Annotated in this window: 7 protein-coding genes; 1 reads left to right on the plus strand and 6 read right to left on the minus strand. The window is 66.3% G+C overall.

Going from position 1 to position 12,033, the window contains the following annotated elements; translation table 11 throughout:
* Positions 1-21: 21 nt before the first annotated feature.
* Complete coding sequence (gene secA / locus ACNI3Q_RS03255; RefSeq protein ID WP_426273981.1) at positions 22-2,757, minus strand: preprotein translocase subunit SecA; 2,736 nt, start codon at positions 2,755-2,757, stop codon at positions 22-24.
* A 113-nt stretch (positions 2,758-2,870) separates the two neighbouring features.
* Positions 2,871-3,152 carry a hypothetical protein gene (locus ACNI3Q_RS03260; RefSeq protein ID WP_426273982.1) on the minus strand — a complete coding sequence of 94 codons (282 nt, stop codon included), beginning with the start codon at positions 3,150-3,152 and terminating at the stop codon, positions 2,871-2,873.
* A gap of 110 nt (positions 3,153-3,262) precedes the next feature.
* Here ACNI3Q_RS03260 and argJ point away from each other — a divergent pair, with 110 nt between their 5' ends.
* Complete coding sequence (gene argJ, locus ACNI3Q_RS03265) at positions 3,263-4,483, plus strand: bifunctional glutamate N-acetyltransferase/amino-acid acetyltransferase ArgJ (RefSeq protein ID WP_426273983.1); 1,221 nt, start codon at positions 3,263-3,265, stop codon at positions 4,481-4,483.
* A 24-nt stretch (positions 4,484-4,507) separates the two neighbouring features.
* Here argJ and trxA read toward each other — a convergent pair whose 3' ends face one another.
* From trxA to ACNI3Q_RS03285, 4 genes are read right to left on the minus strand one after another with little or no spacing between them, the layout of a single operon-like run.
* Positions 4,508-4,828: a thioredoxin gene (gene trxA, locus ACNI3Q_RS03270; protein WP_426273984.1), complete on the minus strand. Its 321-nt coding sequence runs from the start codon at positions 4,826-4,828 to the stop codon at positions 4,508-4,510.
* A gap of 38 nt (positions 4,829-4,866) precedes the next feature.
* Positions 4,867-8,313 carry a double-strand break repair helicase AddA gene (gene addA, locus ACNI3Q_RS03275; protein WP_426273985.1) on the minus strand — a complete coding sequence of 1,149 codons (3,447 nt, stop codon included), beginning with the start codon at positions 8,311-8,313 and terminating at the stop codon, positions 4,867-4,869.
* Positions 8,291-11,284 (minus strand): double-strand break repair protein AddB, encoded by a 2,994-nt coding sequence (gene addB / locus ACNI3Q_RS03280; protein ID WP_426273986.1) that lies wholly within the window; start codon positions 11,282-11,284, stop codon positions 8,291-8,293. The genes addA and addB overlap by 23 nt, the downstream gene beginning before the upstream one ends.
* Positions 11,277-12,032 (minus strand): nucleotidyltransferase family protein, encoded by a 756-nt coding sequence (locus ACNI3Q_RS03285; protein ID WP_426273987.1) that lies wholly within the window; start codon positions 12,030-12,032, stop codon positions 11,277-11,279. The genes addB and ACNI3Q_RS03285 overlap by 8 nt, the downstream gene beginning before the upstream one ends.
* Position 12,033 lies beyond the last annotated feature (1 nt).

Raw genomic sequence — 12,033 nt, forward strand, 5'->3', positions numbered from 1 at the left:
CCAGCCGATGCGGGCAGATCGTTAGGCAATCGTCCCGTGGCAATGCTTGAACTTGCGACCCGACCCGCAGGGGCACAGAGCGTTGCGATTGACGCCGACGAACAACGCCGGGTCAATATCCCCCTGCGGTTCCGGGCGGGGAATCTGCATCGGGGGTAGCCGCGTGGTGACCAGGCCCATCGAACCGCCATCAATGTCGTACGAATTGTCCTCACCGGTCAGCGGATCGATATGCGTCGTCAGGAAATCCGGCAGTTCCGGCAATTCCGGCGGCGGCGCATAGGCAAACTGGCTCATCGCCAGAACGCGGGTCACATCCTCGCGGATTTCGGTCAGCATCCGCTCGAACTGGGCAAATGCCTCTGCCTTGTATTCGTTGATCGGCGTCTTCTGGGCATAGGCGCGCAGATGTATGACCGCCTTCAGCGCATCCAGCAGCGCCAGGTGCTCCTTCCAGTGATGGTCCAGATTCTGCAGCAGGATCGATTTTTCGACCCGGGTCCAGGTTTCGGGGTCAAGGGTCGCTGCCTTTTCCTCGATCAGTGTGTCGGCCATCTGGCGGATCCGCTCCTCCAGCGTTTCCGGCTCGATGCCGTCTTCCTGCTCGATCCACTCACGGACGGGGGGATCGACGTTCAGCACCTCGCGCGACCGCTGCATCAGGCCATCGACATCCCATTGTTCGGGATAGGTGCCGACGGGGCACGCCTCGCCGACCAGCGCATTGACGGTTTCGGCGCGCATGTCGACGACGACATCGCCCACCGTTTCGGCATCCATGATGTCAGCGCGCTGTTCATAGATCACCTTGCGCTGGTCGTTCATCACGTTGTCGTACTCGACCACCTGCTTGCGGATGTCGTAATTGCGCGCCTCGACCTTTTTCTGGGCGGTTTCGATCGCCTTGGACAGCCATTTGCTGGCAATTGCCTCACCATCGCCGACGCTGGAACGCATCATCTTGGCGAACAGCGTGTCCGGGCCGAAAATGCGCAGCAAATCGTCATCGAGGCTGAGGTAGAATCGCGACAGGCCGGGATCGCCCTGACGGCCCGAACGACCGCGAAGCTGATTGTCGATGCGGCGGCTTTCATGCCGTTCGGTACCCAGCACGAACAGGCCGCCGGCAGCCAGCACCTCGGCCTTTTCAGCCTCGATCTCGGCACGGATCGCGGCGATCGCGGCATCGCGCTCCGGTCCTTCGGGCATATCGCCCAGCTCGTCCTCGATCCGGTATTCCAGGTTGCCGCCCAGTTTGATGTCGGTCCCGCGACCGGCCATGTTGGTGGCGATCGTCACCGCGCCCAGACGGCCTGCCTGCGCCACGATGCGCGCCTCCTGCTCGTGATAACGGGCATTCAGGACCGAATGGGTGACCCCCTCGTTGGTCAGATATTCGCTGAGCAGTTCGGACTTTTCGATCGACACGGTGCCAACCAGCACCGGCTGACCGCGCTCGGCATGTTCCTTGATCGTACGAGCGATGGCGATGAACTTGTCCTGCAGCGATTTGTAGAACTGGTCGTCCTCATCCACCCGCTGCACCGGCACGTTGGTGGGAATCGACACCACGTTCATCTTGTAGATGTCGTAGAATTCGGCCGCTTCGGTCGCCGCCGTCCCGGTCATGCCCGAAAGCTTGGGATACATGCGGAAATAATTCTGGAAGGTGATCGAGGCGAGCGTCTGATTCTCCGGCTCGATCCGCACGCCTTCCTTCGCTTCCACCGCCTGGTGCAGGCCGTCGGACCAGCGACGGCCATCCATCATGCGCCCTGTAAACTCGTCGATGATGATGACCTTGCCATCCTTGACGATGTAATCCGTCTCACGCTTGCGCATGATGTTCGCCTGCATCGCCTGTTGCAGGTGATGGACGACCTGGGTGTTCTCGAAATCATAGAGGTTGCTGCCTTTCAGCAGCCCGGCCGCCTCCAGCATCCGCTCGGCCTTTTCAGTCCCGTCCTCGGTCAGCACGATCGAACGCTGCTTTTCGTCCTTTTCGTAATCTTCGGGCGAAAGCTGCTTCACGATGGCGTCGACCGACACATACAGTTCCGACTTGTCGTCCGTCGGGCCGGAAATGATCAGCGGCGTGCGCGCCTCGTCTATCAGGATCGAGTCCACTTCGTCGACAATGGCGAAATTGAAGGGCCGCTGGACCATCGATTCGCGGTCGTACTTCATGTTGTCCCGCAAATAGTCGAAGCCGAACTCGTTGTTCGTGCCATAGGTGATATCGGCGTGATAGGCGGCATGGCGCTCGCCATCCGACAGGTTGGGCACGATGACCCCGGTGGTCAGGCCAAGAAAGCCATAGATGCGGCCCATTTCTGCCGCGTCGCGCCGCGCCAGATAGTCGTTCACGGTCACGACGTGAACGCCCTTGCCCGCAAGCGCGTTCAAATAGACGGCGAGCGTGGCGACCAGGGTCTTGCCCTCGCCCGTCCGCATTTCGGCAATCTCGCCCCGGTGCAGGGTGATGCCGCCGACCATCTGCACGTCGAAATGGCGCATCCCGAGCGTGCGGACCGATGCCTCCCGTACCGTCGCAAAAGCTTCGGCAAGGATCGAGTCCAGCTTTTCACCATTGGCCAGCCGCTCGCGGAACCGAACCGTCTGGGCGGCCAGATCTTCATCGGACAGCGCTTGAATCTGCGGCTCAAGGTCGCGGATCCTCGCGACCAGCGGTTTCATCGAATTGACGTAGCGATCGTTGGACGATCCGAAGAGCGATTTGGCAATGCCGCCGAACATGACGTGTTCCTGTCTGTGATCATGAGTGGACCGCAGGCGTTCCCCGCGGTCGAACGGCGCCGGCATACGGCGCGGCTAATCGGAAAAACGGGGTCAATCGCCCCGGTGCGAACTCAAATCAGGCGGCGCTCGCCGCGCAGCAGCGCCCGCTGATCGCCCAGAACCACGCCGGCACCATCCAGCGTCAGCACGGGAACCGGGGCGCCGATTAGCGCCAGCCAGGGGCGCGACGTCACCGCCTGCGCCACCTCGGCAACAACCGAAATCACGGTCTGCTGGCGCGCCTCGACCGCGGCGTGACCGATCGGCTGGCCAGCCGCCATCGTGCCGGACAGGCCGGTCAGCAATGCGGTCAGCAACAGCAACAGGTTCAAGGCACGCCCTTCGTTACGCATCCGTGCGGTATATACACACAGTCCCCGACATAGTTTCCGAACGACCCGTCGTCCAACGGAAATCGCTGATCGGCTTGCACCCCGGTTTCCAGCCTGTAATCACGCCCGGCATGGACCGTTCACCGCTCGCCCGCCCCTTTCCGGAAATCCCAGCCATTGCCGGCGCCGTTCCGCGCATCGCCCGTGCCGGGTACAAGAATTGGGGCAGGTGCGACCTGACCTATATCGAACTCGATGCCGGCACGGCCGTGGCGGGGGTGACAACGCAAAGCAAATGCCCGTCACCCGAAGTGGAATGGTGCCGCAATGCGCTGGTGCTCGGCCGCGCACGGGCGCTGGTCGTCAATGCGGGCAATTCCAACGCGTTCACCGGCAATCGCGGTCGCATGGCGGTGGAGGCGATTGCCGCGCGGGTGGCGGGCCATCTCGGTTGTCAGCCATCCGATGTGTTCGTCGCCTCGACCGGCGTGATCGGCGTGCCTTTGCCGATCGACCGGGCGGAGGCAGGGCTGGACGCCGCCTTCGCCGCCGCACCCTGTGGCTGGGAGGATGCAGCAGCCACGATCATGACGACGGATACCTTTGCCAAGGGGGCGGTGACCCGCGCCGTGGTGGATGGCCGGACGGTTACGCTCGCCGGGATCGTCAAGGGGTCGGGCATGATCGCGCCGGACATGGCGACCATGCTGGGGTTCATCTTTACCGATGCGGCAGTCGACCCGGCGTTCCTGCACCGCGCGTTGGGCGCCGCCAACCGCGCAAGCTTTTCCTGCATCACGGTCGATAGCGACACGTCGACCAGCGACACGGTCCTTGCCTTTGCCACTGGCAAGGCGGGCAATGCACCCTTGGCAGATGAGGAAAGCGACGGCGCTGATGCGTTTTCAGCAGCACTGGCCGACCTGTGCCTGCAACTGGCGCATCTGGTCGTTCGCGATGGCGAGGGTGCGGGCAAGTTCATCCGGGTGGATGTAGAAGGTGCAGCCAGTGACACCAGCGCCCACCGCATCGCGCTGAGCATCGCGAATTCGCCGCTGGTGAAAACCGCCATCGCGGGCGAGGACGCGAATTGGGGCCGGATCGTGATGGCCGTCGGCAAGGCGGGCGAGCCGGCCGAACGTGACAAACTGTCCATCCGGTTCGGCGGGGTACAGGTGGCGACGGGCGGCCTGGCGGTAGAGGGGTATGACGAGGCCCCGGTGGCCGCGCATCTGAAGGGCGAGGAAATCGAAATCGGCGTCGATCTGAACCTGGGCGAAGGCCGCGCCACCGTTTGGACGTGCGACCTGACCCATGGATATATCAGCATCAACGCCGATTACCGGAGCTGATCGCTCAGCCCCGGCTGGATCGGATTACAGCTCGCTCTGCAACCATGCGGCCAGTTCCCGCTTCGGGGCCGCGCGGTTGAACCGGGCGACTTCCTGACCGTTCTTGAACAGGATCAGCGCCGGAATCGACCGGATGCCGAACTCCGCCGCCTTGGACGGGGCGTCATCCAGATTGGCCTTGGTGATGGTCACCTGATCGGCCAGTTCTTCCGACAGTTCCTCCAGAGCGGGCGCAATCATCTTGCACGGTGCGCACCAGTCGGCCCAGAAATCGACCAGTACTGGCTTGTCGGCGGTCAGGACATCGGATTCGAAACTGGCGTCGGAAACGGCCTTGGTGGCCATGGGGTTTCTCCTGTCTGGCAACTTGCTTGGAATGCAACTTAAGGCGGTGTCGTCCCCGGCTCAAGCAGCGCGTCGGCATAGCTTTGCTGCGGATCGCCCAAGGCCGCCTTGTGCAGGGCCAGCAACTCGGGATCGAGCGCAATCAACGCGGGACCCGCGGTGTAGAGCAGGCCGGCATCCACGGTGCGGCCCGGAAAGATGACCGATAGCGCAGCGGCATAGGCCGCCATCTGCTTCAGGTGATAGGCCGGTACTTCGCCGACATTGGCGGGGACGCGGCGGCCCGTTTTGAAATCGATGATCCGCACCCGGTCCGGCCCAACCAGCAGCCGGTCGACGGTACCGGCAACGACCAGCCCGTCGACCACGGCGGCAATCGGTGCCTCGGCCAGCGCATCGGCGGCAAACAGGTCGGCATAGTTGGGATGCTCGATCACCCGCATCGCGTCCTCGATCAACGCCAGCCGCTCCCCGGCGTCGCCAACTCCGGCCGACCGGGCCAGCCAGCGATCCGCCGCCGCCCGCCGGCGATCGGCCGGGACAACCGGCAACCGCTCGAACAACGCGTGGATCAGGCGGCCGCGTTCTGCGGCTTCGCGCATCGCCGGGCTTGGCGGCGGATCGGCCACCGTGTCATCCCCCAGCGAAGACGGAGCCAGCGGGCGCGGCGGGCGCGCCTCGGCGGGTGCCGGTTGATCGGCCCAGTCCGGCAGGTCGGCACGGGTTGCCGGAACATGATCCTCCGCCACCCTCGCCTTCGACCGTCCGGACAGGCCGTCCGCACCCCAGCATCGCTCGCTTGCGCCATCGTCCAGCGGGGGCACCTCCAGATCGTCGAACGCGCGAGCTGCCAAGGCGTACCAGCTGTTGCCCGGCACCTCGCCCTTTGCCGCTGGCCCAAGCGCACCGGCAATCACCAGTTCGCGTTCGGCGCGGGTCGCCGCGACATAGAACAGCCGCCAATGCTCTTCCAGCTCGCGCCGCCCAGCCGCTTCGATCAGGCTGGTCAGCGCCTCGCCCCGCTCGTCCTTTTTGGGGCGGAACAGGGGCAGCTTGATGCCCGGCTCCACTTCCCATTGAAACCCGCGATCGGGTCTGCGGTCGGGATCGGACGTCGCATCGGCCAGGATCACCAGCGGCGCCTGCAACCCCTTGGCCCCGTGCGCCGTCATCACCCGCACGGCATTGCCGGGCTGGGAGGCGTCTCGCTTCACCTCGACCTCGCCCCGGTCGAACCAGTCAATGAACCGCTGCAGACTGGGCGTTGCCTGCCCCTCGAACTGAAGCGCGGCGGAAAGCAGCTCCTCCACCGGATCGCGCGCCTCCTCGCCCAGTCGTTCCAGCAGGCGCAGTCGCCCTTGGATCGGGCCGGACAGGATCTGTTCCAGGAACCGGTGCGGCGTCGTGAAATCGGCCTGGGCAAGCATCGCATAGAGCGGCGCAATCCGCTCGGGCGGTGCCGTGTCGCGCAGATGACGCCATAACGTCACTCGTTCGCTGCGCACCGCATGGTCGAGCAAGTCCTGCTGGCTCCACCCCATCAGCGGAGAGACAAGCAGGCTGGCAAGCGACAGGTCGTCGTCCGGCTGAAGGACGAACCGGATCGCAGCCAAAAGGTCGCGGACCGCCAGCGGCGCGTTGAGGCGCAGGCGGTCGACCCCGGCGACCGGCACGCCCGCTTCATACAGCCGCGCGACCAGCAGCGCGGCAAGCTCGCCCCGACTGCGCACCAGGATCATGACCTCGCCCGGTTCGACACGGCCCGACGCAATCTCGTCGCGCAGCCACCCCGCGATCCGTTTGGCAATCGCCCGGGTGGCATCGTCAACCCAGCCTTCCTCGCCCTCGTCCGCGCCGCCTTGTGTCACTGGCTGCCACAGCCGGACCAGCCCCGGCCCCTGCACATGGGTTCCGTGTGGCTTGATGTCCGAAAACTGGCCCATCGCCGCGTCTGGCAGCACCGCGATTGCCCTGTCGACGAACGTCAGGATCGGTTCCGCCGACCGGAAGCTGTGCGTCAGGGCCAATGTTTCAAACGGCAATTGCGGCGCATCGCGCTCCACCGCCACGTCCGGTTCGGCCAGCCGCTCGAAATGGCGGTGGGCCAGCGCAAAATTCAGGGGATCCGTCCCCTGAAACCCGAAAATTGCCTGTTTATAATCACCGACGGTGAAGAGGGTGCGGGTGCCCGCCGCCTGCTGGCCTTCACCGGCAAAGAATTCATCGGCCATTGCCCGGATGATCGACCATTGGTCCCAGTTGGTATCCTGCGCCTCGTCGATCAGGATATGCTCGGTGCCCTGATCCAGCTTGTACCGAACCCATTCGCCGATCCCGGGCTGTTGCAACAGCCGGCCGGTTTCCCGGATCAGATCGCTGAAATCCACCGCGCCCAGCCGCCGCTTGGCCGCTCGATACCCGTCGCAATAGCGCCGCCCGGCAGCCAAGCCATCGGCCAGCAGATCAGCGAACCACGCCTGCGCGCGCAGCCCGATCAACCCGCCGCACCGGTCGAACAATCGTGCGGCAAGGTCGGGATAGCCATCGACTTGTGGCACCTGACCCTTGGCCGTCGATCCAGGCTCGCCATCCTTGCGCGCCCAGGCAAGGTGCAGGTCGCCAAGCGATGCCGCCCGGTCGGCGGGGCTGCGCGCCAGCCATGCGGCGATGCGATCGGCCCGTTCCAACCCCTTTTTGGTGCCCCACTCGGCATTGAGCCGCGCCAGTTCTGCAAGCCCCAGCCATTCGTCCGAACATTCCGCAGCGATGGCCGCTTCGACATCGCCGGGCGGGATCGACAACCGGTCGCGCAGCCACGGGCCAATCGGATCGGGCAGCGCATCCATCGCCTCTGGCGCGGCTGCACAGGCGCGAAGGAACGCCTCCGCACCCCCCTCGCCCAGCCTCAAGCTCAATGCTGCAACCGCATCCAGCACAGTGCGGTCGCCCGCCGCCTCTGCATCCACCAGCATCACGGCCAGCGCATCGCGGGCCAGCACCGCTTCCTCGCGCGATTCCAGCGGCCGGAACCCCGGCATCAGCCCCGCCTCCAGTGGAAAGGCGGCCAACAGGCTCTGACAGAAACTGTGGATGGTCTGAATGCGGATGCCACCGCCGGGCGCATCCAGCACCTCGGCAAACAGCGTTCGTGCACGGGCGTGCAATGCGGGCGACAGATGATCCTCGCCCAGCGCGAACAGCTCCTTGCGCAGCATCGCCTCGGGCATCCGCACCCATGCGCCCAGGCGGGTATTGATCCGCTCCGCCATCTCGGCCGCACCTGCCTTGGTAAAGGTCAAGCACAGGATCGCATCCGGCCGAACGCCGGCGAGCAACAGGCGAAATACGCGGGCGGACAGCACCTGCGTCTTGCCGGTCCCTGCGGATGCCGACAGCCAGACATGGCTGTCCGGCGCGGTAGCACGCGCCTGTTCGTCCATCAGGACGGGTAGCGGGCGCAGGTTACTCACGGCCCCACCATTCATCGCGGCGCATCAACTGATCATAATCGGCATAGCGGGCATAATCGGGATGCAGTTTTGCCTTGAATGGTTCATCGCCGGTCAGCCAATGGCGCACCGCATCGGCAAAACCCGCCGCTGCGGTCGGCACGAAATCCTCGGCTGCAATGGGATCGCGCTTGGCCGGATCGACGGGGCTGTCGATGTACCCGAACTTCCCGCTGCTGCCCTGTTTGGCCATCGACCAATATTCGAACCCGGTCACATCCCCGCCAATGCCCGCAAAGCCCGCCCGTTCGACCATTAAGCCGATCAGGCCCAGCTGAAAGCTGAACCCCGCACGGATCGCGCGGGGCGATGGCGGCATCCCGGTCTTGTAATCGATGATGATCAATTCGCCCTGTGCATCCCGGTCAACGCGGTCAAACCGTCCGGTCAGGGTCACGCCCTCAAATTCAATGCTGCCGCCCTGTTCGACGGCCAGCACGCTGCGGCCGGCGGCCTGCTGCACGATCAGTTGATCGGTCATCCATGCAATCGCCTCCATCAGGCGGGGTCGCCACAGCGCACGCATCATCGGATGGGTCGTTTCGGCGGTAAACAGCGCCTCGGCATGATCGCGCAGCCGGTCCGGGCGCGCCAGATCCTGTTTCGCCCAGCGTTCGAACGCGGCGTGGACGGCCGTCCCCTTCCATGCGGCACTGACATCCGCGTCTACCGGATCAAGCGGTTCCAGCCGTAGCATCCGGCGGGCGTAGAACGCATAGGGGTCGGCCTTTAACCGGTCGACTTCGGTCACGCTGATCCGTCGCGGCCGGCTTGCGGCGGGCGGGGCCGGAGCTGGTCTGTCGGACGGGCGATGGGCCGCGGGCCGGTCGATCGCCTGGGTCCACGCCATCAGCATTGCCGCCCGCGCCCGTTCCGCCGCCGCACGCTGATCCGCCGTCAGCGCCTCCAGCCGCAGCCAGAAGCGCGAGGGGATGGTGGGCGCGGTCGCATCCCGTTCCGACCGCGTCAGAATCACCTCCGGTGCGCCCAGCGCCCCGGCCAGATCATGCGCGGCAAGGCCGATCCGCCGCTCCAGCCCCGGCAGGCCAAGCTCGGCGCGGATGCGCGGGGCAAGCCATGGATCGGGCGCGGGCCGGGCTGGCCAGACGCCCTCGTTCATGCCGCCCAGGATCATCAGGTCGGCCGTCTGCAGCTGCGCCTCGATCAGACCCAGGATCGCGATGCGCGGATGCCCGCCCTGTGGCGGGCGGATCGCCTGTTCGTCCATCAACAACCGCAGCATTGCGGGCAGCGACCCCGGATCGACCAGCGCCGGGCCATGATCGCCCTCTGCTTCCAGTGCGCCGATCAGTTCGGCCGCCGCCCGGCCATCGGCCCGCGCCCATACGGCATCCCCGGCCAGCGCCGACACGCCCTCGCGCAAGGCAGCCAGCAATATGCGGAGCGGTGCGGGGCCGCCATCAGCCAGTTCGGCGAGCGGTTCCAGCAACGGCCGCGCCGTTTGCCACCACGCCGCCGCCCGCTGACGCAGTTCTGTTTCCTCTCGACGGGCGGCCGGCTCCGCCAGATGACGGTCGATCCCGGCAAGGCCCGCTGCCGGTCGCGGACCACGCAGCGCCCGGTCCAGGGCGCGCACCCCCTCTAACCAAGCAAGCCGATCCTCACCGGCCCGAACCAGTGGATGCTTCAGCAGCGCCAGCAGCGGCACCGGCGCAAAGCGCTCTGACACCGCCTCGGCAAGAGCGATCAGCAGCGTTCCGGGTGGCAGGATGGACAGCGGCTGGCCCGCACTGTCGTCAACGATGATGTCCCAACGCCGACAATGGGCGGCAACCCGGCGTGCCAGCGCGCGATCCGGCGTCACCAGCGCCGCGGTGCGGCCGGGTTCCTCCAGCGCCTCCCGCAGGGCAAGGGCAATGGCCTGCGCCTCGTCCGCCGGTGTCGGCAGGCTGGCCATCGCCACGCCGGCCAGCCGCCGCTCATCGGGCCGCTTGTCGATCCATGCCTCGGTAAAGCGCGGCGGGGCCATGGCGGTGGCGACAGCGCGGCTGCGCTGGGGCGCTGCGTCATGTTCGCTGCCGCCCCGCCACAGCCGGAACTCCTCACGCGCAACGCCCATCCGGTCGATTAACAGCTTCAGGTGAAACTGGGGATGCGTTTCGATGGACGGTTTGCGACGGCCGGTATCGGGATCGGCCTTGTGCGGCCCCAGCGCCTGCCACTGCTCGGCGTCCATGTCGGTCGCCAGTCCCGGCAGCACCACCATGCCCTGCGGCAACTCGGCAATCACGCGAAGCAGCCGGGCGATACCCGGCGCCGACGCGGTAATCCCTGCCGCGCAGACCGGCGTTGCGGGCGGATCGGCCCTCCAGCGCCGGGCAAGGCCGTCCATCAGCAGCGCGCGCCGCCGGGCCAGGTCGATGCGCCCCAACCGTTCCAGCTCGCGGGGCCATTGGTCGGCCACGACGCGGAACAGCGCCAGCGACCGTTCCCAATGCTCCGACAGGCCATCGGGCAGCTCGATGGCATCGAGCGCGGCCGGACTCAGCTCCTCGATCAGCAACTGGTCCAGCGTCCGGGCAAGCTCTCCGGACAACCGCATTGCCTCCACCGCGTCAATGGCACGACCGGCCTTTGCCTGCGCCGCCTGAACCAGCCGCGCCAGGACCAGACGCCGGGTCAGCGGGTCGACCGCCGGGGGGGGCGGGTCGTCCGCATCGGCGGGATCGGCCATCACGCCCACCGCCTCGTCCAGTTCCGGATCGCCGATCGCCACCAGCCGGGGAAGCAGCAATCCGCCACCGCTGGCGCGGACAAACGCATCGCTCACCGATCGCCGGGCGCGATTGTTGGGCACCAGCACCAGCGTGCGCGCCAGCATCATCGGATCATGCCCGAACCGGCGGAGCAGGCCATCGGCCAGCGCGTCGGCAAAGGCCCGGTGAATGGGAATGGTGTACAGGCCGGGGCGCGCCCGGTCAGCCATTGGCAAGCACCGCCTCGGTCGCGGCGATCGCCGCAGGGGTGCCGACATCGAACCACAGGCCCTGATGCGGCATCCCCCAGGCGCGCCCTTCGGCTATCGCGCGTTCCCAGAACAGGTTGGTGCTGAACGGCCCGTCCGGCCAATCGCGGATGACGCGCGGGGACAGGATCTGAACGCCGGTAAAGACAAAGGGGGCGACCCGCCCGGCCTGCCGTCGGCGGGTAATCCGGCCATGCGCGTCTAGATGGAAATCCCCCTGCCCGCCGTGATTGTGCGCCCGCGCCAGCGGCACCATCAGCAACAGGGCGTCCATCCGGGCCGGGTCCCATTGCTGCATCATCGCCCGGATCGTGTCGAACGGCCCATCGACCCACAAATTGTCGCTGTTGACGCACAGGAACGGGTCATCGCCGATCAGATGCCGGGCCTGGACCAGCCCGCCGCCGGTTTCCATCAGCTGCGCCCGTTCGTCGGACACGGCAATCTCGATCCCCTCGACCCGCCGGGTCAGATGCGCCTCCAGCGCGTCGGCCAGATAATGGACATTGACGACGGCGCGCCGGACCCCCGCTGCGCGCAGGCGATCGAACACATGGTCGATCAGCGGCTTGCCCGCCACCTCGACCAGCGGCTTTGGCCGCGTTGCAGTCAATGGCCGCATCCGCTTGCCCAGACCCGCCGCCATCACCATCGCGGTTTCCGGCACCCGGACATCCAGTTCCGGGCGGATCGTCACATGCGTGCTCATC

Source organism: Sphingomonas eleionomae (assembly GCF_049889035.1).
Classification (GTDB): domain Bacteria; phylum Pseudomonadota; class Alphaproteobacteria; order Sphingomonadales; family Sphingomonadaceae; genus Sphingomonas.

Excerpts from the sequence above, each read along its gene's own strand:
- trxA (WP_426273984.1), bottom strand. The coding sequence starts at position 4,828 with ATGGCCACCAAGGCCGTTTCCGACGCCAGTTTCGAATCCGATGTCCTG.
- addA (WP_426273985.1), bottom strand. The coding sequence starts at position 8,313 with ATGAATGGTGGGGCCGTGAGTAACCTGCGCCCGCTACCCGTCCTGATG.
- ACNI3Q_RS03260 (WP_426273982.1), bottom strand. The coding sequence starts at position 3,152 with ATGCGTAACGAAGGGCGTGCCTTGAACCTGTTGCTGTTGCTGACCGCA.
- ACNI3Q_RS03285 (WP_426273987.1), bottom strand. The coding sequence starts at position 12,032 with ATGAGCACGCATGTGACGATCCGCCCGGAACTGGATGTCCGGGTGCCG.
- addB (WP_426273986.1), bottom strand. The coding sequence starts at position 11,284 with ATGGCTGACCGGGCGCGCCCCGGCCTGTACACCATTCCCATTCACCGG.
- secA (WP_426273981.1), bottom strand. The coding sequence starts at position 2,757 with ATGTTCGGCGGCATTGCCAAATCGCTCTTCGGATCGTCCAACGATCGC.
- argJ (WP_426273983.1), top strand. The coding sequence starts at position 3,263 with ATGGACCGTTCACCGCTCGCCCGCCCCTTTCCGGAAATCCCAGCCATT.